This is a genomic window from Sphingomonas sp. P3_C6 (assembly GCF_056402595.1).
Window position 1 is genome coordinate 21504 of sequence record NZ_JBFUHB010000009.1, and the last position, 22289, is coordinate 43792.

The window sequence follows — 22289 nt, forward strand, 5'->3', positions numbered from 1 at the left end:
GATGCGAACTCTAAAAATGTTGGGCGCGACCTGCGCCGTCGCGGCACTCTCAGTTGCGGTAGCACCTGCCAGTCCGCAAACGGCCCCCTCCCATGGCAGCGCCGACATGGTGCTGACGAATGCCAAGGTCATCACGGTCGATCCCACGAACCGGATCGCGAGTTCCGTTGCAATCCTGGGTAATCGTATCGTGGCGATCGACGACACCGGTTCCTGGATCGGTCCCAATACGCGCGTGCTGGACCTCAAGGGGCGCACGGTATTGCCGGGCTTCATCGACAGCCACTCGCATATCGAAGGCATGGCTGAGGTCGAGGCTCATACCATCGACATTCAGGTCCCGCCGCTAAAAGATGGCAAGGCGATCATCGCCCGGTTGAAGGAGGCCCAGAAAACACTGCCTGCCGGTGCCCGGCTACGTGGCAATGGTACCTACAATCAGGTCATGCCGACACGCGCCGAACTGGACGCTGCATTTCCCGACAATCCTGTGCGACTGGACTGGAGCGCGCACGACAACTTGATCAACCACGCGGCAGCGGTCGCGCTCAAGCTCGATCGTAATTTCCCCGACCCACCCAAGGGATCGACCGGCCGACTTGAACGCACGCCCGACGGCGAAGTAATGATCGTGCGCGACTACAAGGTCGATTTCCCCACCCCCGCATTTTCCTATGCGGAGAAAAAGGAGGCCGCGCGCAAGGTCCTTGTGGACTTCTATCTCAAGCGCGGCGTGACGACGGTTTCAGACCTGTCGAGCGCCGAGACCTATCAGGCTTACCAGGATCTGAAAGCGGCCGGCGAATTGCCCGTACGCGTCCGGATGAACCCGTTCATTCGTCAGCCGAGCCAACTCACGGCGCTCCTCACGACCGGCCTGCACACCGGGTTCGGCGACGACACGCTGAGCCTAGGTGCGGTCAAGATCATCCTGGATGGCGTGTGGGGAACGACAGCGGCGGTCTACAAGCCGTTCTGGAACGGCTCCGGCACCACATTTATTGCCGACAACACCGGCGGCACCAGCCGGTCGCAGGAGCAGCTCACCCAGGAGGTGGTCTCCGCACACAAGGCAGGCTGGCAGGTCGAAATCCATGCGAACGGCGACCGCGCACAGGACATGGCCCTTACCGCGTTCGAGGCGGCTCAGAAGGCGGCTCCCCGCCCCGATGCGCGCGATCGTATCGAGCATTTCGGTCACTTCCTGGTACAGGATCCGAGCCGCACCGAAGCCCGCCTGCAACGCATGGTCGCCGACAAGGTCATTCCATCACCGCAGATCGCGTTTCTCTGGCGTCTGACGGACGTCAATATCAAGGAACCGGGCGTCCAGTTCTTCGCCCTGCGCCGGTTGATCGACCTCGGCCTGCGGCCACCAGGCGGCGTCGACACTGTCGGCACCCAGCCCTTTGCGACCAATCCGATGTTCTCGATCCAGCGGGCGGTCAACCGGGACACGAAATACGGCAAGATCGTCCAACCGGAGCAAGGCGTCACCGTGATGGAGGCGATCAAGATGTTCACCATCTGGTCGGCCGAGGCCAACTTCATGGAAAAGTCGCGGGGCAGCATTGAACTCGGCAAGCTCGCCGACTTCGTCGTGCTGGGCGCGGACCCACTGACGGCGCCCAAGGCAAAACTGTCCGAAATCCCGGTCGAAATGACCATCCTCGACGGCAGCGTCCGCTACGACCGCTCGCTGCCGACCCCCTGATTTCCCACACCCTGAATCCCAAGATACCGGAGCGTTTTACATGACCACCAACTCCAGCCTCGCGCAGCGCCGCAGCTCGGCCGTGCCGCGCGGCGTCGGCTCTTCCACCGCGATCTACGCCGACCGGGCCGAAAATGCCGAACTTTGGGATGTCGAGGGACGCCGCTTTGTCGACTTCGCCGCCGGCATCGCCGTGCTGAACGTCGGCCATCGGCATCCCCGTGTGATGAGCGCCGTCCACGACCAGCTGGCGCGATTCACCCATACCGCGTTTCAGGTCGCCCCTTATGAAAGCTATGTCGCTCTGGCGGAACGCCTGAACCGGCTCGCCCCCTTTTCGGGAGAGGCGAAGACGATATTGTTCACGACGGGGGCTGAGGCGACCGAGAATGCGGTGAAGATCGCCCGCGTCGCAACAGGCCGTTCGGCCGTGATCGCCTTTGCCGGCGGCTTCCATGGCCGCACGCTCCTCGCGTCGGCGATGACGGGCAAGGTGAGCCCGTACAAGCGCGGCTTCGGCCCGTTCCCGGGCGAGATCCATCACGTCCCGTTCCCTTCGGCGAGCAAGGGCCTCGACACCCAGGATAGCCTTGCCGCGCTGGACATGCTCTTTGCCGCCGATGTCGACCCGGCCCGCGTCGCCGCTATCATCATCGAACCGATCCAGGGCGAAGGCGGGTTCAACGTGGCGCCACCGGAGCTGCTGCAGGCTCTACGGGAACGGTGTGACGCGCACGGTATCCTGCTGATCGTCGACGAGGTGCAGACCGGCTTCGCACGCACCGGCCGGATGTTCGGGGTCGAGCATTCGGGCGTCGAGCCCGACTTGGTATGCATCGCCAAGTCGCTGGGCGGGGGCTTCCCCCTGTCGGGAGTGATTGGGCGCGCGGCGATCATGGATTCGGTGGAGCCGGGCGGCCTGGGCGGAACCTATGGCGGATCCCCGGTGGCTTGCGCGGCGGCGCTGGCGGTGCTCGACGTGATCGAGGACGAGGCTCTGCTATCCCGCGCCGACGCGATGGGTGCGCGGATACGGGAGCGGATCTCGGCAGCCGGGCAGCGCAACGACACCGTCCCGATCGCCAATCTGCGCGGACATGGTGCGATGATCGGGTTCGATGTGATGAACGCGGCCACAGGCAAGGTCGATGGCGAGGGCGCCAAGGCGCTGCGCGCGCGGGCGCTGGAGGCGGGCCTGATCCTGCTGTCCTGCGGTACACAGGGCGAAACCATTCGCATCCTGGTGCCGCTGACGGCGAGCGACGCCCTCCTGGACGAGGGGCTGGATGCGCTCGAGGCAGCGCTCGTGCCCGGTACGCGGGCCGCGGTCGAGGCGAACGTCGGAAACGAGGCGGCCCCGGCATGACCGTGCCCACAATGTTGGGTCTGTCACGCGCCGAGCTTTTGCGGTCGGGCGGATATATCGATGGCCGTTGGGTGGAGGGCGACGCGACCCTGGCGGTCCGCAATCCCGCCGACGGGACGATGGTCGGCGAGGTTGCGAATCTCGATGGCGCAGCCGCGGAGAGCGCCGTCACGGCGGCCTCGGCGGCGGTCCGGCCATGGTCCGCCCGTCCTGCCAAGGAACGTGCGCGAATCCTGCGGCTGTGGAGCGACCTCATGCTCGCCCATGCCGAGGATCTCGCCCGCATCCTCACCGCCGAACAGGGCAAGCCCCTTGCCGAGGCGCGCGGCGAGGTCGCCTATGCCGCCGGCTTCCTCGAATGGTTTGCGGAAGAGGCGCGGCGCGTACGCGGCGAGGTGCTGACTCCGCACCTGCCCGACAAGCGGCTCAGCGTTTTGCGCCAGCCGGTCGGCGTGGTGGCTGCCGTCACACCGTGGAATTTTCCGCTCGCGATGATCACCCGCAAGGCCGGCCCCGCGCTCGCCGCCGGATGCACGATGGTGCTCAAGCCTTCGGAACTCACCCCCCTGTCGGCTCTGGCGCTGGCGAAACTGGGAGAGGAAGCGGGCCTGCCGCCCGGCGTGTTCAACGTGGTGGTCGGCGACGCGGCGCCGATCGGCGCAGTGCTCACCTCCGATCCGCGTGTGGCGAAGTTCACCTTCACCGGGTCGACCGCGGTGGGCAAGAAACTGGCGGCCGAGTGCATGTCGACGGTCAAGCGGCTGTCCCTGGAACTGGGTGGGAATGCCCCGTTCATCATATTCGACGATGCCGATGTGGACGCGGCCGTCGAGGGCGTCATCGCCTCCAAGTTCCGCAATACGGGCCAGACATGCGTCTGTGCCAACCGGTTGCTGGTCCAGGGAGGCATTTACGATCGCTTCGCGGAGCGGCTGGCGAGGCGCGTCGGCGCGCTCGTGGTCGGGCCGGGGCTGGAAGGCCCCACCGACCAGGGCCCGCTGATCGACGCCCGCGCGGTCGCCAAGGCGCAGTCGCATGTCGATGACGCCATCGCTGGCGGCGGCCGGGTGACCACCGGCGGCGCCCCGCTCGACCGGCCAGGCACGTTCTTCGCCCCAACCGTGATCGTCGACGTGCCGTCGGACGCCCTGATCTGCCGCGAGGAAACATTCGGGCCGGTGGCGGGGCTGGTGCGTTTCGAGACCGAGCAGGAGGCCATCCACCTGGCCAACGATACCCGGGCCGGGTTGGCCGCCTATTTCTACACCCGCGACATCGACCGCAGCGTGCGTGTCACGGAAGCTCTGGAATATGGGATGGTCGGCCACAACACCGGCGCGATCTCCACCGAAGTCGCCCCCTTTGGCGGCATCAAGGAATCGGGCATGGGCCGGGAAGGGTCACATCTGGGGATGGACGACTATCTCCAGTACAAGCTGATCTGCGCCCAGGTGTCCGCAGCTGCGTGACAGAAGCTCAACCGACTGCCGAGGCGAGGCGCGCGATCGCGCGCCTCGCCGGACATCACGCCATGGTCGGAATGACGAAGCTGCTTTCCCCAGCCACATCCGCCGCCGGCCAGCGCTGCGTCACCGTCTTGACCCGCGTGTAGAAGCGCACGCCGTCCATGCCATATTGATTGAGGTCGCCGAACCCCGAACGCTTCCAGCCACCGAAGGAGTGGTAGGAGACCGGCACCGGGATCGGCACGTTCACGCCGACCATGCCAACTTCGACGCGGCTCACGAACTCGCGCGCGGCGTGTCCGCTCCGGGTAAAGATCGCCACGCCATTCCCATATTGATGCCGGGTGGCATAGGCGGTGGCCTCTTCCAGTGTCCGCGCGCGCAATATCTGCAGCACCGGGCCGAATATCTCCTCATGATAGCTGCGATGGTCGTCAGCGACATGATCGAGCAGCGTCGGGCCCATGAAGAAGCCCTGCTCATAGCCCTGCAGCGAGAAATCGCGCCCATCGACGACGAGCTCGGCGCCCTCATCCACCGCCATCTGGATGTAGTCCGCGATCCGCTGCTTGTGCTGTGCGGTGACGACAGGGCCGAAATGCGCGTCGGGGTCCGCAGATATGCCGACGCGCAGCTTGGCGATCTCGCGGAGCAGCGCCTCGCGCAACGCAACCGCAGTCGCCTCTCCGACTGGCACCACCACGGGAAGCGCCATGCACCGTTCCCCAGCCGAGCCATAGGCGGCGCCCATGATGTCGGCGACGGCCTGGTCGATGTCCGCGTCGGGCATGACGATGCCGTGGTTCTTCGCGCCGCCCATGCACTGCATGCGCTTTCCGGCCGCGGCCCCACGGGCATAGACATACTGCGCGATGTCGGACGATCCGACGAAGCTGACGGCCTTGATGTCGGAATGGTCGAGAATGGCGTCGACCACGGTTTTGTCACCCTGCACCACGTTGAGGACTCCGCGCGGCAGGCCCGCCTCGATCAGCAGCTCGGCGAGGCGCACTGGCACGGAAGGATCGCGCTCGGACGGCTTCAGGATGAAGGCGTTGCCGCACGCAATCGCCGGAGCGAGCATCCACAAGGGAATCATCGCGGGAAAATTGAACGGGGTGATGCCGGCGACGACGCCGAGCGGCTGGCGGAGCGAGTAGACATCGATGCCCGGGCCGGCGCCTTCGGTATATTCGCCCTTGATCAGATGCGGGATGCCGCAGGCGAATTCGACCACATCGAGACCGCGCTGGATATCACCCCGGGCATCCGAGATGACCTTGCCATGTTCCGACGCCAGCATGTCGGCGAGAGCGTCCATGTTCTGCTCGATCAGTTCCTTGAACCGAAACATCACGCGGGCGCGGCGTTGCGGATTGGTAGCGGCCCAGGCGGCCTGGGCCGCCTTCGCGCTCGCGACCGCGCGACCGAGATCGGCATCGTCCGACAGACGGACCTCCGCCTGAATGTCGCCCGTGACCGGAGCGAATACCGGGGACGTACGCTCGGACTCGGGAAGACAATGCTCCCCGTCCACGAAATTGCCGAGGATGCGCATAAAAACTCCCATCAAGTTGCCCAGATGGGCTACGCGCGAAGCGAATGCGCAAAAATGCACATGATCGCAGAGCGGAGTTGCATCCGTGCATAAACTGAACTGGGACGACCTACGACTGTTCCTGTCGGTGGCGCGCGCCGGGCGACTCAACCAAGCCGGTCGTCACCTCGGCCTGGACCAGACCACGGTGGCGCGTCGGGTCAGGGCGCTGGAGCAAGGGCTCGGCGTCCGTGTCATCGAACGTACGCCACGCGGGGCCCAGCTGACCCAGGCGGGCAAGGCGCTGCTCGCACGCGCAGAGCGCGTCGAGGCCGAAATCATTGCCGCAACCGCCGATCTGGACGATCCCGACACGGCGATCCGCGGCACGGTTCGCCTCTCCACGCCGGAGGCGTTCGGCACGCATGTGATCGCGCCGAATGTGTCGCAGCTGAACGCCGCGCACCCCATGCTGCGCCTCGAACTCGTGCCGGAGTCCCAGCTCGTCCATCTGGCGAACCGCGAGGCCGACCTTGCCGTGACCCTGACCCTTCCGAGCGCCGGCCCGATTTTCGTACGGCGCCTCGTCGACTATCGCCTCGGCCTTTATGCGTCCCATGACTATATCGCCGGCCGGGGCCTCCCTGAGACCGTTGCCGATCTCCGGCAACATGCGATGGTCGGCTATATCGACGATCTTATCGACCTGCCGGAGCTGCGCGTCGCCGATAGCATGGAGAGTCATCGGGTCGTGTTCCGCTCAACCTCCAGCACGGCGCAGTATAATGCGATCGTGAGCGGCGTCGGCGCGGGGTGGCTGCATAGCTACATTGCCGACCACGACCCAAGGCTGGTGCGCATATTGGACGGAGTCGAGGAACAGCGCAGCTATTGGCTGGGCGTGCATCGCGACCAGCGCGACCTGCCCGCGGTCCGCGCGGTGATCGACTTCATCGACGATCTCGTCGTCAACCGGTTCGGCCAGTTACCCGATCGGGAGGCGGCGACGGTCAGGCCCCGGGAATAGGGGTCGAGATTATTTGGGCGGCCTCAGGACGTCCGCCTGAACACCAGGATCGAAAGAACATTGCCCGATCGATCGAGGAGCAGCGACAGCATCGACTTCCCGTCGATCGAGACCCGATGATCGATGATGCGTTGGACGCCCTGGGTCGGCATCAGCTCGGTGATCGTTCGTCCGCCCTCGACGCTCCGGACCCTAGCGCGGCCGACCACTTTGCCGTCGAGCGCGTAGAGCGGTACCTCCGGTCCGTCGATCTCGGCGTCGAACTTCGCCCCGCTGGTCTTGCCCTGGAAAGTGACGACCGCAGAGTAGCTCTCGTGCCGCTCGTCACCTCCGATGGAAACGGTTTCGCCGATCACGCGATTATGGACCGAGGCGCCGGCGTCAAGCTCCCAGACACCTTTGACGGTAGCCGGTTGACCGGCAAGCGCAGCGGCCAGGAGTAGAGTCGTCAGCATCGCCATTCCTTCATGTAACGCGGTCTGTCCGGCAACCTATCACCGCCCCTGCCCGGTCTGACCGGTCAAGGGGCGGCGGCCATCTGGCCCACGCGCGCAACGCGGCGCGGTCAACCCGCCGCGTTGCGCCACCCGGGCCATCAATACCGTGCGATGAGCTGCAAGCCGATGGTACGTGGCCGTGCCGTCGAGCCGCGCCACACAGGCCCGCGCACATAGGTCGGCGCGTTCACGAAATAGCCGAAGTTGTTGAGCACGTTCTCGGCATAGACCGACAGGTTGACCGGACCGATGGTCGTCCCCGCGCGCAGATCCAGGCTCTGGATATCCTGCGCATAGACACGGGTCGGATCATAGGTCGTCGAGGCCGAATTCTGGAACAGGAACAGCCCCTTGTTCGCGGCCTTCAAATTATACTGGGCGCGAATGAAGGTGTCGGCCTGACCAACGTCGAAATGATATTCGATGTTGGTGTTGACCGACCACGGCGTGGCGCCGAGGGTCTGGTCCTTCAAGACCTGCGGAGCCGTTCCGATCTGGACCGTCTTGTCATATTTCGCGTCGACATAACCGACACCGAATCCGACGGTAAGTTGCCGCGAGGGACGCAGCGTTACGTTCAGGTCGAACCCCTTGCTGGTGGCGGAGGCGGTGTTCTGGACTAGCGTGAACAGGCACTGCAGGCGAAGCTGCTGCTGAATGTTCTTCCATTTCACAACATAGGCGCTCGCCTCATAGCTGAGGGTTCCATTGAGCAACCTGCTCTTGGTGCCCACTTCGTAGCTGTGCGTACGATCCGGCGTGAACGTGCCGGGGTTGAGACCCATCTGCGCCGCTTCGGCCAGGCAGTTGTCGGGAAGCGTCTTGTTCACGCCGCCCGTGCGGAAGCCCTGGGCATAGGTGGCATAGTATAGCGAGTTCGGCGTTGCCTGGAACGACAGGCTCGCCTTGGGCAGGAACGGGTTGGATTTCTGCTGCCCCTTGTTCACCGAGATGCCCGTTGGCGAATAGGAAACGCCCCGCTCGGTCACGTCGAAATCGAGCTTGTTGCGCGAATAGCGCCCGGCCAGCGTGGCGGTGACCCGGTCGGCCAGCTTGACATCGACGTTGGCGAACACCGCGATTTCCTGTTCGCTCGTTTTTTCCTGCCCGTAATAGATCGAGTCGCCGACCATGGGAGGGACACCGGCCTGCGCGGGCGTTCGCCCGAAACGATATAAATACAGGTCCGGGTAATTGGCGAGGTTGATCGGGAGATCCGTCTCGACGGAGCTCTTCGAATAATAGAGGCCGAGGGTATACCGGAGCGGCGAGTCTGCCTCACCTCCGCCGAGGCGGAGTTCCTGCGCGAAGAGGCGCTGGTGGATGTCCGGGTTCTGGGTTCCGATCGTACGAAGAATGGTGGGAGTGATCGGGAAGAGATAGGCGTTGCCGAAATAGTTGCGGGCGTTGATGAACGTCGCATCGTTCAGATCGACGACGTGCCGGCGGAACAGCGACGTCACGGACGTGACCGATGTCGCGCCCCACTCGCCCACAACCTTGAGCGCCGGCAGGACGAACCGGTCGGTGCTGGGCTCTTCGATGGTGGCGTAGCTGAGGAACTTGCCCTTCGACGGATCCGACACGCCGAGCGGGCACGGGTTCAGGTTACCGGCGCTGCCGGGCGAGCCGGTCGTCGCCGGACACTTGGTCCAGAGATCGAGGCGATCGCGGAACTTGAGCTCCTGATAATAGATACTCGGCGAGATCGTCAGCCAGTCGGTCGGCTGGAAAAGGAGCGAGCCGCGGGCGACAAACGTCTTGTCGCTGTTGGCATTCTCCGTGCGATCGGTCGAGTCGAGCCAGCTCTGACGATCGATCCAGCCGGCATTGAACCGATGATAGACGCTTGCCCGGAAGCCGAGCACGTCCTTGATGAGAGGCCCGCCCACCGCGATGCCGGCCTCATAGCCCGTCCCGCCGCCGTCGACGAAGTTGACCGCCGCGCGGCCATAGGCGCTGAACTTGGTAAGGCTGGGCGTCGGCGTGATGAAGCGGATCGCGCCGCCCTGCGCGCTGGCGCCGAACAGGGTGCCCTGCGGGCCGCGCAACACCTCGACGCGTTCGACGTCGAAGATGAAGGGCACCGTGGTGCCGTTATAGTTGAGCGACGAGTTGCGGGCCTGGATCGGCGTGTCGTCGATATAGACGGCCGAGGTCGCCGCACCGGCATTGGAATCGATGCCGCGGATGATGAACCTGGTCTGGTTGCCGGATCCGCCGGTCTGGCGGCTGATGTCCAGACCCGGCGTTTGCGCGATCACGTCGCGTACGTCGCGAATGCCGCGGGAATCGAGACTTTCCTGGGAGTAGGCGGCGATGGAGATCGGCACCTTGGAGAGGCTTTCCGACCGTTTCGTGGCGGTGACCACGATATCCTCGCCAATGACGGGGGCCGCCCCATCCTCCTTTGCGTCCGGTTCGACGGAGGCCTGGCCTAGCGCCGGGGCCGAGGCCATGATCGCCGCAAGCGATGCGCCAGCGACAACGGCCCTACGATAACGATTAAACCCTTTTCGCATGCAAAACTCCCTGATCCTGGCGGCGCGCAGCCGTCTGGTTCCCCTGAAATTTATTTTCTGATTGTTCGCTCAGTCTGTGGATACCACCGCAATGCAGCAAGGTGCGAAAACGCCAAGCGGCGGTGACGGTTGGTCACCGTAATCTGTACCGTCCCTTACTTTTCTAACGTGCTTTCGGTGAAAGAGCCGACCCGCTTATCTGCGCTCGAGCGACCCGGCAGAGGCGCGCCTAATCGATCCCGGATTTCCGGGATTGCCGTAGCCAATGAAAGCCTTGCTCACAGCGTCCTTCAAGCGCTCTCTATCGTGAGATCAGACTGCGACGAGACCATGCAGATTATCCAGTACACTAGCGTGCCACGATGGGCGCGCGCTCCGAGGCAAACGGGCCCAGGAAGCCCATCAGCAGGCCTATCGCCACCAGCATGGCGAGGTCGATCGACCATCGCCTCACAGCTTCCTGCCCGCCCTGCCACATCGCCTTATCGTCCATGCAGCTCCGTTCGCGAAGCTCGGCCTAGCCGACATCGACAGCATCCGTGCGGCGCTGGACGGGGTCAGCACGCTTTTCCTGCTCGCCCCCAATGCGCCCGACGAGCTGACCCAGGCGATGCTCGCGCTGAACGCTGCCCCTCAAGTCGGCTTGAAGGCATCGTCTATCTCTCGGTGTTCAAGGGCAAGGGCTATGCCGACGTCCCCCACTTCGCGAGCAAGATGACCGTCGAGCGCATGATCGAGGCCTATGATCTGCCCGCAACGATCCTGCGCCCTGCCTATTTCATCCAGAACGACAGGCGCCAGAAGGATGCGCCGGGGTTCAATGCGGAGAAGATCAACGCTGGCATCGCCGTGGCGGTCGCGAACGACCCTCGTTCGCTTCGCGGTGAGCGAGCTCTCCAACGGGGTATGGGGATTTTATTTCTTCGTCGAAGGCATGCGCTACGGCGAGCCGGGAGCGATGATCGCACTCTGGCTGCCGATCCTCGCCCTGCCGATCACGGCGCTTTTCGGGGCGTGGACACTACGCACCAAAGGTCGCAACGAGCTGGCGATAGGGATCCTCCTCCTGCTCGCGATAGCGCTTGCGCTGTTCGCCCTCTTCCTCGGTCTGATCCTAGCCGCCAATCCGAGCTGGCACTGATGCAGTCCGACCGCCCCTCGGCGCGGAGAGGCATTGCCCCCGTCAGCGCCTCTCCGCGCCCCTATTCCGCCGACACCGCGGTCAAGGCACTCGCTGTCCTGCTCATTGCATTGGGATTGGCTGGCGTGGTGGCAGGCGTTGTTACGATCGCGAGTTTTTGGGCGATCCCCGGGCGGTTCAGCAATATTGTCCTGGCCTTCGCGATCCCGATCTTCCTCTTCCTCGCCATCTTCCTGTTTATCCCCAGCCTCTTGGGCGGGATCGGCCTGCTGCGCGGCGGAGCCTGGGGCCGCATCGTCATCCTGATGCTGTCCGGGCTGACGATACTCATCTTTCCGATCGGCTCGGCGCTCGGCGGCTTCGGCCTGTGGGCGTTGCTCCGCCGCCCCACTCAGTCGACCCCGCCACGCCATTTCGAGGCGGCTAACGACGCGCAGCGCGTTCCGCTGAAGTTTGCGGCGGCGACACTGCCGCTGCTGGTTGCGCTCGGCGCTGGCGTGATCGTCCTTCTCCGTGTCCTCTTCCGCTTCGAGGAACAGAAGGCACCCGCCTTCATCGAAGGCGCCTTTCTGAGCGCGGCCATCGCCTTTCCGCTCGCGCTCCTCCTCGTGGCGGTGGCCGTCCTTTACGCGCATCGCAGGAGTTCTTGATGCGACTGTTCGCTACAGTTACGCTGCTTGCCTGCGGTATTCTCGCAGGCGGCGCCAGCATGGCCAGTGACGTCCCCCCCGGCACTGGCCGTGCAGGATGCCTGATCGCCGCGCACCTCGCCGATTCCGATCCCGCCGGCACCAATGTCCGCTCGGGCCCGTCGCCAAACTCACCCATCCTCACGCGGCTTCCGCGGCGTCGAAGCATTGGCGAAGAGACCGTCGTCCCAGAGGTTGTGATCGTCGGGTTCGACCATGGTTGGGCGAAGGTGCGCGCCATCCGCTTTGCGGACTATGGCGAAGGTGAAACGCTCCTGTTGGAGGGGCCTGGCTGGATTTCGGGCACGCTGCTGTCTGGCACCCTTCAGGCTGGACTGCGCGCGGGACCAGATAGCACGAGCGCGCTTCTGGCCATCGCCGACCCGGAAGCGGCGGTTGTCGTAATGGTAGCGCTTGACGGTCGCTTCCTTGATTCCCCGGTTCATCCGTTCGACCTGGCCATTGGTAAACGGGCAAAGGATCGTAACGGTCCGGCCCGCAACGACGCGGCTAGTTCAGAGATCAGTTCCGGCGGCGGTCGTAGCGCCGGTCGACCGCTGTCTTCACCGCGTTCACATAGGCCTCGTTCAGCTTGTAACGGTCCGCTCCACCGGCTTCGGGCCACGCGGAAAGGATCACCATCACGAGCTTTCGGGCGGGATCGATCCTGATCGACTGCCCGAAGATGCCAACGGCGCGGTAAGATCCATCGTTGGAGACCCACCACTGGTATCCGTAGGACGCCCCTGGCGTCCCCGTCGGATAGAGCGGCTTGGACGCCTCTGCTGTCCAGCCGGCCGGCAGGACATCGCGTCCCGCAGCCCTGCCTCCGTTAAGCGTGAAAACCCCGAACCGACCAAAGTCCCGGAGCGTCATGCTGAGATAGGAGCCGCCAAGCACAACCTTTTTGCTTGTCACCCAATAGGCATCGGCCTGCATGCCGAACGGTTTCCAAATCTTCTCCGACAGGTAGGTGGAGAGCGGGCGTCCCGTGGCGTTCGCCACCGCGATTCCGAGCAGATGGGAGTCGCCCGTCCGGTAGTGGAACGTCGCCCCTGGTTTTGTCTCGCGCGGAAGACGGGACATATAGTCGACGACGTCGAACTCTGAATCATGATCGAACGCCTTGAGCTTGGCGGCATCGGACGAGGGATCTGCATAGTCCTCGTTCCAGCGAACGCCGGAGCTCATCGTCAGGAGGTCACGGATCGTGGCGCCGTCATAGGCGCTTCCACTGAGTCGAGGGACGTAGCGCGTGATCGGGTCGTCCACACTCTTCATGTAGCCATCCCTGATCGCCGCCCCGACTAGGGTAGAGGTCACCGACTTGGCCACCGAGAACGAGGTCCAACGTCCGTTGCGGGTGAGCCCGAGACCGTATTTCTCGGTCAGGATCTTTCCATCCTTGATGATGAGGATGCCCGCGACGTTGTTGGCCTTCATGAAGCCATCAGTGGTCAGTGTCCGGCCCCGGTCGGTAAACCGCACGTCGAACGCCGGCCCCACCGCCGGAGCGAGCGGAAACACCTTGCCGCCGGCCTTCACCGTCGCCGTCGGGAAGATCCTTTCCATATTGCGGAACCCGGCCGGCCGCTGCTCGGGCTTCCAGAAAAGCACGTTGCCCGAAGGCAGCTTCACGTCGGCCGCCACCACCATGCACGAGCAGAGGAACGAGCCGATCGCGACCAGGCCGGCGATCCTCCCCGCAACGGCCGGGTGCTTGTGATCGCGACCGAGACGATGTCCGCTCGAGACGATGGTCTGCCCCGCGACCATCCCGTTGGTGTGGTTCGACACGTCTTGCTCCTTATAGTGCGGCGAGAGAGAGGCTGCGGTGGCTCTGGATCACTGCCTGTACGCCAAGGTCAGGCCGATCGTCCTTGGTCGATTGGTGATCGCCATCAGGAGAGGGTCGGTGCGGGTCTGATTGTATTCGTTGAGCAGCGGATGCTCGTTGAAGAGATTGGTCACGAACAGTGACGCATCGAGGTTTCCGAAATTGCCGCCAACACGGATGGCGGCACCGTTCTCCTCCTGCGGCGCCCGAGTACGCGCGTTATAGTTGTAGTTCAGCGGGTTTTTGTTGCTGATGTTCCGGATCGCCGACCGGAAATTATAGTCACCACGGATGTACAGCGGAAGATTGCCCTCCGGAAGATCATAGCGCGCGTTGATGCTCGCCGTGAGCGGCGAGACTGGCAGCTTGTCACCCTTTGTCACGAGGTTGATGGTGTTGACCCGCAGGGTGTCCTCGAAGCGGGCATTGACCAGGCCGAGATTGAGTCCAACCGTGAAATTCGGCGCCGGCCGGGCCTGGACGCTCAGGTCGATGCCTTCGGCGGTCGCGCTGCCGGCGTTGTCGACGTAACTCAAGCCGCAGCGGGGAAGATAGAACGACGTCTGAATGTTGGTCCACTTGATCTGGTAGACGTTGACGTCGAACTGAAGCGTGTTTCCGAGCGCGTGGCCCTTGGCGCCGACCTCGTAATCCCATGTCGAATCAGGCGAGAAGGTTTCCGGCGACGTGGTTCGGCCGAGCAGCCCCAGATCCGCGGCGCAGGAGACCGCCTTGATCGGCGCCTGCGCTCCGCCGATGCGGAAACCCTTGGATGCAGAGGCATAGAAGATCGATCCGCCCCCCGTCTCGTAGTTCACCGCGAACTTTGGCGTCACGGGGTTCGATTCCGCTGAACCCGCCGTCGAGACGGTCCCCCCGTAAATAGGCCCGCGCTGAACCGAGGTATAGTCGTATTTAAGGTGCGACAGGCGTACCCCTGCGGTCAATGTGAGGCGCTCCGCGATCGTCAGATCGACCTGGCCAAACCCCGCCAGTTGGGTGTCGCGACCCGCGATGTCCGTGATGCCCGAAATGTCTCCCGGCAACAGGCCGGTGCCGAAGCGTCGCTCGATCGTGACGCCATAGACCTGCTGGATCAGGCGCGCGAAAGTGGGGTCGTAGACGCTCTGCACCGCACGCTGGCGGTTGTTGCTGTAGAAGCCACCCATCAGAAGCTTCAGCGGTCCCACATCGGCCTGCAGCTTCACCTCCTGATTGAAGTTGCGCTGGCTGTTGCCAAAGTAGCTGATGGAGTTGAATTCGGGGAAAGGCGGCAGGCCGTTACCGGTGTACACGCCCGAACGGTATTCGGTGTAGTCGAAGGTGGTCGTATAGTCGCGGTGAAAGAATGACGTAACCGAGGAGAGGGTGACGGGGCCAAGCCCGAACTCCACGTTCAGCGACGGCAGATACATCTTGTCGTCGCTCGGCTGCTGGTTCCGGTTCGAGTTGACGAAACGGCCCTCGGCGGGATTGCTTGTCGACTCCCAGTAAGCGACCGTGTCGTTGACCTTGGTGCGCTGCAGGAAGATGGCCGGAGTAATTTTGATTGCGTCGGTGGGAGCGAACGTCAGCGCCGCACGTCCGACCATGGCTTCCTGATGATTGGCGTTCTTCTCGGAGCCGCCGGTCGAGAAATATGGCTTCCAGTCGACCCATCCGCCGTCGCGCCGATAGAAGCCGCTCACCCGGATACCGAGCATGTCCTTGATGATGGGGGTGCCGATCGCGGCCCCGGCCTCGTAGCTGGGCGAACCATCCTGAGTGAAGGCAATCTCACTTCGACCGTAGATCCGCGTGCTCGAGAGGCTCGGGGCCGGCGTGATGAAGCGTACCGTACCGCCCTGAGCGCCGGCGCCGAACAGCGTTCCTTGAGGTCCGCGCAGCACTTCGACACGGTCCAGGTCGAAGATCTGCGGATAGGCGTTCGCTGCCGTGAAGCCCAACTGACGCACCTGAATGGGTGTATCGTCAACATAGATGCCGGTCGTCGAAGCCCCTACGCCGGAAGCAATGCCGCGGATGGCGATCGTGTTGCCGGATCCATTGCCGTATGCAGTACGTGTCAGGCTCAGCCCAGGCGTCAGCCTCACCACATCGTCAATTGCCTTGACGCTGCGCTGGTCCAGTGTCGCCTGCGAGAATGCCGACACGCTGATCGGGACCTTGCTCAGCCGCTCCTCCTTGCGGGTGGCGGTGACGACGATGTCGTCCGTCGGTGCCTCCTTGCTGTCCGCCCCCTCGGAGGTGTCGGTGGACTTGACCGAGGCGTCCCGCGGCGCGGCGGCCGCCGCACCGGATGCGAGATGGCAGGCCATCGCGACGCATGATACGAACCTGATCTTCCCTGGATAGCGCATTGGTCCCCCTCTCGTGTAAGATAAACATCAAGGTGCCGAGGCTTGACGCCTCGGAGCTTCGTCGAACAATTCGAGACGGGCGGGCACGACGCACGCCAGCCCTTGCGCCCCAGGCCGCGACATCTTGCGCCACCCGGTCCTTTGACCGCGCCCTGATGGCACGGGGCGACAGGTCCGCCTCTCTCCCAGGCCCAGTCGCCGATCGCTCGACTGACAAGGGTGTCGACGTGTGCTTCACGTCTAAGCGGTTGTTGGAACGAAACTGTCACAATGGTCCGGGTCGCGCAATAACCGTGGCACGGCGGCGGGTACGCAAAAACGGCAGAAATGCGCCATTTCGTATCCATAGCGCGGGATTGTCAACGAACCCGGCATACAAGTCACCACCGTAAGCGGTGGCAGCGTACATCTTACCAGCACCGATGAACCCTTAAGGACATCGCGGTCTTACCGAGGCTGGAGGCCTGTGCGCGAATGCGACGGGGCGACTCTCGCCATTAGGGAAGGACGGGACGGAAAGGCGGTCGCGGCGCAACGGCGCCTGCATCCGCAAGCCGCGAGTTCGCTGCCTCCTATTCATCATCGTCTCGGTCGAAGGTGTGGTGCCTAGGCGGAGCGTGCGCGCGTGCACGGCGCCAAAAGGCTTCAGAAGTCGGCTGACGCGGACCTGCTCCGCCCGGGCCTCGGTCAGAGATTAGGCGTCGTGCCCCGCGATGTATCGTTCGAGGGCGCTCGCGGCGTTCAACATGTGTGCGCGCATCCGACGTGCAGCCTTGTCGCCATCGCCTTCGGCGATCGCTTTCATGATACCGGCATGCTCTTCCCTCGACTGGCCGATGCGCTTGTCCTGGCGCAGCTGAGTCCGGCGGAAGGAGCTTAGCCTCATCCGAGTTGCCAGTGCCTGTTCCGCGAGAAACGAATTGTGGGTCGCGGTGTAGATCCTCTTGTGAAACTCGCGATTGAACGCATCGTACGAATCCACGTCGCCAGCAGAGACCATCGCCTCCGAGCTGTCGTGCAGCCGTTGAAGGTAGCTGCGTTCGAGCGGCGTCATGCGGTGGGTCGCAAGGCGTACGCAGAGCGCCTCGATCTCCGCCATCGCCTCGAACAAGTCCATGATCAGTTCGGGCGTCATCCTCGTCACGACGGCACCCCGTCGCGGACGCATTTCCACCTGGCCGGTGACCGCCAGCTGCCTCAGCGCCTCCCTGACCGGTGTGCGCGAGGCACCGAAGCGATCGGCCAGTTGCTGCTCGTCGAGCTGGGCCCCGGCCGGGAGTGTGCCCAGCGCGATCTCGTCGGTAAGCGCATTCCGAATCCGGTCGGAAAGTAGCAGCCGGTCACCATCCTGGACCTCTATGTCCTCGCCTTCGATCGACAATTCAGCCTCCCGTTACCGCCAGCACGGCAAAGTAGAACAACGACGGTCCGAGCAGGCAGCCCAGACCGGTATGAAAAGTGGCCGTGAGCGCGCCATAAGGAACAAGGCGCCGATCAGTGGCAGCGAGACCCGCGGAAACTCCGCTGACCGTGCCCATCAGCCCCCCGAAGACCATCGCGCTGCGAGGGTTGTCCAGGCCGATCAGCCGGGCGACGAAGGGGGTCCCGACCATCACGAGCACTGCCTTGAAAACGCCGGTCGCAATGGACAGCGCGATCACGTCCGAGGTGGCGCCCAGGGCGGCGCCAGTGACCGGCCCGACGATGTACGTGATCGCCCCCGCTCCTATCGTGGTCAGTGTCACGGCACCCGTGTAGCCGAGCGACCACGCGACCGCCACGCCCACCACGAACGGCAGCACGGTCCCGATCAGCAGCGACACAAACCCGATCAACCCCGCCCGACGGGCTTGGCTCACATCCACCTCGAAAGCGGTCGCCACGATGGCGAAATCCCGCAGCATCGCACCACCCAGCAGTCCGATGCCGGCCAGTGCCGGCAAATCCGCGACCCCTTTTGCTCCCCCCGTCCGCAGACCAACGGCAAGCGCGGCAGCCAGCCCGAGTACGATGGCTATGGCGGAAGCGTGGACCCTTCCCCTTGTGAGTCTCCGGGAGATGAACTCGGCGAAGAGCATGGTGACAGCCACGAGAGCGAACGCCGCCACAAGGCCATTGGCGGCAAACGCCTTGTCGAGGAAAGCCATCTCCGCGCTCAATTCGGACGGCCGGTGGCGACCGGCGGCGCCTCTCGAACGACGGCGCTTCTCGCCTCGAGCTCGTCCATCGACTCCGCCGGCCCTCCGAACCTGCCGACGATACCTACCATGGCGAAGCACAGGAGAACCGTCAGCGCGCCAGCAAGGATCACCACTGGACCACCTTCCAGCGCGGCGACCACATTCTGCTGCGCCGCCATGGCCACGACGATCGGGATATACAGCGCGCCCCAGAACTCGACGCCCAGCCTGAGGCCGGGAGAGAGCGCGCCACGACGTGCCAGCATGATCCGGGCCAGGAGGAGGAGGAGCATCGCGATGCCGACCCCGCCCACGTTCGCCTTGACGCCGATCGCCTTGCCCAAGAGGTCGCCGAGCAAGACACCGAACATCGTGCAGGCGGCAAGAAGCCCGGTCCCGTAAATCGCCATCAGATCCTCTCTTTCTTTACCAAGTATGCACAGCCTTGAAAAAACGGCAACCCAGAATACAATAACGGAGAATCAGGAGCGAGAGGGATGCAGTGGTGAGAAAACCCGCTACGGAATTGAGCTTGCTGAGGGGCGCGGCGAAACGCGACATGGGCCGCTCAAGCGGGTCGCCCACCATCGGCGATCCTCGCGTGTCGGCGAAACCCCAGCCTCGTGCGCGCGGCCCCGTCGAGGGCATGCCCACGCTCGCCCGCCTGCTGCAGGGCTTCTCCAGAAGAGGCAGGGAGCTTGCTCGCCGCTACGGTATCGTATCCCAGGCGTTGTCGGGCGACGCAGACGGAACCCTCGAGCGTCTCAAGCGGCTGGCCGGGGCACTGTGTTCCAGTCGCGGCGAAGCATCAGGGGTAGCACTCGCAGCCGATCTCCTGTCAGCGTACCGTCTCGCGAGCATCTCCGAACGCGCCGACTTCTTCGTTCATCTGGCGGAGCATTACGACCCCGAGCCGTCGGTAATCTTGCGGGCTTGGGAGAGATACAGAGCCGAGGGCGCTCATTGCCTTCCCGGGCTGGCCGAAGCAGTCGAAGCGCCGCGTCAGGAGCTGTTTCGCCGCCTGAACCTTGCTCCTGACGGCACGAGCAGCCTGGTGAGGATGCGCCAGGATTTGCTGCGCGCCGCAGCGACAGACAAGTCACGTCTGTCTCGCGTTGATGCTGACCTTTCGCACCTCCTCCAGAGCTGGTTCAATCGCGGCTTCCTCGCGATGCGGCGCCTGGACTGGTCAACGCCAGCGGCGGTGCTCGAGCGCCTCATACTCTACGAGGCCGTTCATGACATCGGCGACTGGGACGAACTAAGGCGGCGACTGGATCCGCCGGATCGGCGTTGCTACGCCTTCTTTCATCCCGCGCTCGCGGACGAGCCGCTGATCTTCGTGGAGGTCGCGCTGACGCAGGAGGTTTCAACCTCTGTTCAGGACATTCTGTCCGCAGATCGCGACATCGTCGATCCGAGAAATGCGACAACCGCGATCTTCTACTCCATCAGTAATTGCCAGTCCGGTCTGCGTGGCATCTCGTTCGGACACTTCCTGATCAAGCAGGTCGCGAACGACCTGAAGCGGGACCATCCCGAATTGACAACCTTTGCGACACTCTCACCGATGCCCGGGTTTCGCGACCACATCGCTGGAGCGGCGCCCTCCCTTGAGGGGCGGATCGCTGCGGCCGCGGAACAGATCATCAGTGACGAGACAGGCGATGAATTGCGCCGGGACATGGAGGCTGCCGCGACCGCCTACATGGTCGATGCAAAGACGAGCAGGGGTGAACCCGCTGATCCTGTCGCACGGTTCCATCTGGGCAATGGCGCCCGTCTGGAGCGCCTGAATTGGCGCGCGGACATCACAGTCAACGGCATCCGCAAGAGTGGCGGCCTGATGGTGAACTATCTCTACGATCTCGATCGGCTCGAGGAAAATCATGAAGAGTATGCGCACCGCAACACGCTCGCTCTGGGTGCGCCGTTCCGCCGTCTCGTCGACCGCTTCGCACCAGTATCAAGGGAACCCCGAGCTTGAGCAACCTCTACGCCGCACTCTCAATCAAGGGCAGCACCGAGCCGGCCGCGATCTTCGCCCGCCTCCATGACGGCAGAACGGTCAGCTATGCAGACGTCGAGAAACGGTCAGCACGCTTCGCCAACGCCTTGCGTACCCGCGGCGTGACGCCCGGCGCCAGGGTCGCGGTTCAGGCCGAGAAGAGCATCGATTTTCTGATGCTCTACCTTGGCACGATACGGTGCGGTGCGGTCTTCCTGCCGCTCAATCCTGCGTACACCGCCTCCGAACTCGAGCACTTTCTGAGCGATGCCGAGCCTGCGCTCCTTGTCTGCGATCCCAGCAAAATCGAGGCCCTCGCACCTTTGGCGCGCAGGATCGGAGTCTCCGATGTCCAGACGCTCGGCGCGACCGGGGACGGTAGCCTCGCTGATCTTGCGTCCGTCGCAGAAGACAGATTCGAAACGGTCGAGCGCGGCGCAAACGACCTTGCAGCGATCCTGTACACCTCCGGCACGACCGGAAAGTCGAAAGGCGCCATGCTCACCCACGAGAATTTAGTCTCGAACGCAATGACTTTGCGAGAAGCGTGGCGCTTCTCGCGAGAGGACGTCCTGCTCCACGCGCTCCCCGTCTTCCACACGCACGGCCTCTTCGTCGCCACGAATGTGACGATCGCGGCCGGCGCGTCGATGATCCTTCTCCCTCGTTTCGAGCCGGACGCCGTGATTGACGCGCTGTCGACGGCAACGGTCATGATGGGCGTTCCCACCTTCTACATCAGGCTCCTGGCCGACGAGCGCCTTGATCAGGAACTCGTCACAAACGTCCGGTTGTTCGTCTCGGGCTCCGCTCCGCTGTCTGCGGAAGTTCATCGGGAGTTCGCGAACCGCACGGGCCATGCGATCCTGGAGCGCTACGGGATGACCGAGACCAACATGAATACGTCTAACCCGTATGACGGGACGCGTGTGCCTGGTTCGGTCGGGTCCGCGCTGCCTGGGATCAGAATCCGGATCACCGATCCACAGTCCGGCGCAGAACTCCCGCAAGGCGACGTCGGCAACATCGAAATTGCCGGGCCGAATGTGTTCCTGGGATACTGGAAACTGCCGGACAAGACGATGGCAGAGTTTCACGAAGGCTATTTCGTCTCGGGCGACCTTGGCTACATAGACGAGAATCGATATGTTTTCATTGTCGGACGAGCAAAGGACCTGATCATCTCCGGCGGGTTCAATGTCTATCCGGCTGAAGTGGAGACCGCCCTCGAGGAGCTTGGTCCAGTGCGCGAGGCGGCCGTTGTCGGGGTTCCCCATCCTGACTTGGGCGAGGGCGTTATCGCAGTGGTAGTACCCAGTGATCCGAGTGCAATGGACGAGACGGTCATCCTACAGGATCTTTCGGACAGGCTCGCCCGATTCAAGCAGCCGCGGCGCATCTTGTTCGTTGACGAGTTGCCGAAGAACGCAATGGGCAAGGTTCAGAAGAAGGACCTTCGGGAGTGCTTCTGCGGCACGTTCGAGCCCCTGGTCCACGGGGCAGTACGAACCACGAGCAAATCTTTTCAGAAAGGGTAGACGGCCCCTTCGAGGGTAATGGGACGATTGAGCCCAGCTCGCACCCTGCGCCGATGGGGGGTAGCAGACGTGGCGGATCTTCTTTGCCGGACAGGAACGCAGCGTCAGCAAAGTGCCCGAAGCGACCTTATACACATCGATGTCCGGATCCGAGGCCGAGTCGATAAATCGCGCCAGACAGTGACATAGCAAGTAGCCATCCGGTGAAGGCCGCTTCGGTAGTTGGCAGACGGGTCGGGAATGGCAGTTTTCGCCAGAAAGGCAGATGTCTCGGAGGTTTGTTCCTTGGCCGAGATGGTGGATTGCAGACGCTCGAGGATGCTGACAGCTTGCGCGTATGAAAACCGCACCGATGATGACTCGGCGGCATATCTCATCGCCCGCCTCAAGGCCGCGCCGGCCTGAGA

The 22289-nt window shown here is 63.7% G+C and carries 18 protein-coding genes; 8 read left to right on the plus strand and 10 right to left on the minus strand.

Translation table 11 applies throughout. The annotated features are described in order from the left end of the window. The first annotated feature begins 1 nt into the window (after position 1). The 3 genes from AC1DT7_RS11275 to AC1DT7_RS11285 are packed head-to-tail and all read left to right on the plus strand — an operon-like array spanning position 2 to position 4549. Entirely contained in the window at positions 2 to 1714 is a 1713-nt protein-coding gene (locus tag AC1DT7_RS11275; RefSeq protein ID WP_478036045.1) for an amidohydrolase, read from the plus strand. Positions 1715 to 1754: 40 nt separating this feature from the next. Beyond that, a complete protein-coding gene (gene gabT / locus AC1DT7_RS11280; protein ID WP_478036046.1) occupies positions 1755 to 3080 on the plus strand; it encodes a 4-aminobutyrate--2-oxoglutarate transaminase in 1326 nt (441 codons plus the stop codon). Next, positions 3077 to 4549 carry an NAD-dependent succinate-semialdehyde dehydrogenase gene (locus tag AC1DT7_RS11285; protein WP_478036047.1) on the plus strand — a complete coding sequence of 491 codons (1473 nt, stop codon included), beginning with the start codon at positions 3077 to 3079 and terminating at the stop codon, positions 4547 to 4549. The genes gabT and AC1DT7_RS11285 overlap by 4 nt, the downstream gene beginning before the upstream one ends. 55 nt (positions 4550 to 4604) lie before the next feature. Here the strand turns inward: AC1DT7_RS11285 and AC1DT7_RS11290 are convergent, their stop codons facing one another. Then, a complete protein-coding gene (locus tag AC1DT7_RS11290; RefSeq protein ID WP_478036048.1) occupies positions 4605 to 6104 on the minus strand; it encodes a CoA-acylating methylmalonate-semialdehyde dehydrogenase in 1500 nt (499 codons plus the stop codon). Positions 6105 to 6189: 85 nt separating this feature from the next. Between AC1DT7_RS11290 and AC1DT7_RS11295 the strand changes: the two genes are divergently transcribed. Next, a complete protein-coding gene (locus AC1DT7_RS11295; RefSeq protein WP_478036049.1) occupies positions 6190 to 7110 on the plus strand; it encodes a LysR family transcriptional regulator in 921 nt (306 codons plus the stop codon). A gap of 23 nt (positions 7111 to 7133) precedes the next feature. On the opposite strand, the gene AC1DT7_RS11300 is transcribed toward AC1DT7_RS11295, so the two are convergent. The 3 genes from AC1DT7_RS11300 to AC1DT7_RS11310 form a co-directional block, all read right to left on the minus strand. After that, the gene (locus tag AC1DT7_RS11300; RefSeq protein ID WP_478036050.1) at positions 7134 to 7565 is read right to left on the minus strand and encodes a hypothetical protein; all 432 of its coding nucleotides are present in this window, start codon (positions 7563 to 7565) and stop codon (positions 7134 to 7136) included. A 140-nt stretch (positions 7566 to 7705) separates the two neighbouring features. Next, a complete protein-coding gene (locus AC1DT7_RS11305; protein WP_478036051.1) occupies positions 7706 to 10129 on the minus strand; it encodes a TonB-dependent receptor in 2424 nt (807 codons plus the stop codon). A gap of 349 nt (positions 10130 to 10478) precedes the next feature. Next, positions 10479 to 10622: a hypothetical protein gene (locus AC1DT7_RS11310; RefSeq protein WP_478036052.1), complete on the minus strand. Its 144-nt coding sequence runs from the start codon at positions 10620 to 10622 to the stop codon at positions 10479 to 10481. 390 nt (positions 10623 to 11012) lie between these two features. On the opposite strand from AC1DT7_RS11310, the gene AC1DT7_RS11315 reads away from it, so the two are divergent. After that, the gene (locus tag AC1DT7_RS11315) at positions 11013 to 11270 is read left to right on the plus strand and encodes a hypothetical protein (protein ID WP_478036053.1); all 258 of its coding nucleotides are present in this window, start codon (positions 11013 to 11015) and stop codon (positions 11268 to 11270) included. Beyond that, positions 11270 to 11920, plus strand: coding sequence for a hypothetical protein (locus AC1DT7_RS11320; protein WP_478036054.1), 651 nt, complete (start codon positions 11270 to 11272; stop codon positions 11918 to 11920). The genes AC1DT7_RS11315 and AC1DT7_RS11320 overlap by 1 nt, the downstream gene beginning before the upstream one ends. A gap of 170 nt (positions 11921 to 12090) precedes the next feature. On the opposite strand, the gene AC1DT7_RS11325 is transcribed toward AC1DT7_RS11320, so the two are convergent. The 6 genes from AC1DT7_RS11325 to madL form a co-directional block, all read right to left on the minus strand. Further along, positions 12091 to 12405, minus strand: coding sequence for a hypothetical protein (locus AC1DT7_RS11325; RefSeq protein WP_478036055.1), 315 nt, complete (start codon positions 12403 to 12405; stop codon positions 12091 to 12093). A 76-nt stretch (positions 12406 to 12481) separates the two neighbouring features. Beyond that, a complete protein-coding gene (locus AC1DT7_RS11330) occupies positions 12482 to 13756 on the minus strand; it encodes a serine hydrolase domain-containing protein (protein ID WP_478036056.1) in 1275 nt (424 codons plus the stop codon). Between the two features lie 48 nt (positions 13757 to 13804). Then, positions 13805 to 16114: a TonB-dependent receptor gene (locus tag AC1DT7_RS11335; protein WP_478036057.1), complete on the minus strand. Its 2310-nt coding sequence runs from the start codon at positions 16112 to 16114 to the stop codon at positions 13805 to 13807. A 736-nt stretch (positions 16115 to 16850) separates the two neighbouring features. After that, positions 16851 to 17537, minus strand: coding sequence for a GntR family transcriptional regulator (locus AC1DT7_RS11340; RefSeq protein WP_478036058.1), 687 nt, complete (start codon positions 17535 to 17537; stop codon positions 16851 to 16853). A gap of 1 nt (position 17538) precedes the next feature. Next, a complete protein-coding gene (gene madM / locus AC1DT7_RS11345) occupies positions 17539 to 18303 on the minus strand; it encodes a malonate transporter subunit MadM (protein WP_478036059.1) in 765 nt (254 codons plus the stop codon). 8 nt (positions 18304 to 18311) lie between these two features. Continuing rightward, on the minus strand, positions 18312 to 18746 hold the full coding sequence (madL, locus tag AC1DT7_RS11350) for a malonate transporter subunit MadL (protein ID WP_478036060.1): 435 nt from the start codon (positions 18744 to 18746) through the stop codon (positions 18312 to 18314). A 95-nt stretch (positions 18747 to 18841) separates the two neighbouring features. Here madL and AC1DT7_RS11355 point away from each other — a divergent pair, with 95 nt between their 5' ends. Next, a complete protein-coding gene (locus tag AC1DT7_RS11355) occupies positions 18842 to 20323 on the plus strand; it encodes a malonyl-CoA decarboxylase domain-containing protein (RefSeq protein ID WP_478036061.1) in 1482 nt (493 codons plus the stop codon). Continuing rightward, positions 20320 to 21882: a malonate--CoA ligase gene (locus tag AC1DT7_RS11360; protein WP_478036062.1), complete on the plus strand. Its 1563-nt coding sequence runs from the start codon at positions 20320 to 20322 to the stop codon at positions 21880 to 21882. Before AC1DT7_RS11355 ends, AC1DT7_RS11360 begins: the two co-directional genes overlap by 4 nt. Positions 21883 to 22289 lie beyond the last annotated feature (407 nt).

Coding starts and splice junctions, on each gene's coding strand:
- AC1DT7_RS11275 (WP_478036045.1), top strand. CDS start 2: ATGCGAACTCTAAAAATGTTGGGCGCGACCTGCGCCGTCGCGGCACTC.
- gabT (WP_478036046.1), top strand. CDS start 1,755: ATGACCACCAACTCCAGCCTCGCGCAGCGCCGCAGCTCGGCCGTGCCG.
- AC1DT7_RS11285 (WP_478036047.1), top strand. CDS start 3,077: ATGACCGTGCCCACAATGTTGGGTCTGTCACGCGCCGAGCTTTTGCGG.
- AC1DT7_RS11290 (WP_478036048.1), bottom strand. CDS start 6,104: ATGCGCATCCTCGGCAATTTCGTGGACGGGGAGCATTGTCTTCCCGAG.
- AC1DT7_RS11300 (WP_478036050.1), bottom strand. CDS start 7,565: ATGCTGACGACTCTACTCCTGGCCGCTGCGCTTGCCGGTCAACCGGCT.
- AC1DT7_RS11305 (WP_478036051.1), bottom strand. CDS start 10,129: ATGCGAAAAGGGTTTAATCGTTATCGTAGGGCCGTTGTCGCTGGCGCA.
- AC1DT7_RS11310 (WP_478036052.1), bottom strand. CDS start 10,622: ATGGACGATAAGGCGATGTGGCAGGGCGGGCAGGAAGCTGTGAGGCGA.
- AC1DT7_RS11320 (WP_478036054.1), top strand. CDS start 11,270: ATGCAGTCCGACCGCCCCTCGGCGCGGAGAGGCATTGCCCCCGTCAGC.
- AC1DT7_RS11325 (WP_478036055.1), bottom strand. CDS start 12,405: ATGAACCGGGGAATCAAGGAAGCGACCGTCAAGCGCTACCATTACGAC.
- AC1DT7_RS11335 (WP_478036057.1), bottom strand. CDS start 16,114: ATGGCCTGCCATCTCGCATCCGGTGCGGCGGCCGCCGCGCCGCGGGAC.
- madM (WP_478036059.1), bottom strand. CDS start 18,303: ATGGCTTTCCTCGACAAGGCGTTTGCCGCCAATGGCCTTGTGGCGGCG.
- madL (WP_478036060.1), bottom strand. CDS start 18,746: ATGGCGATTTACGGGACCGGGCTTCTTGCCGCCTGCACGATGTTCGGT.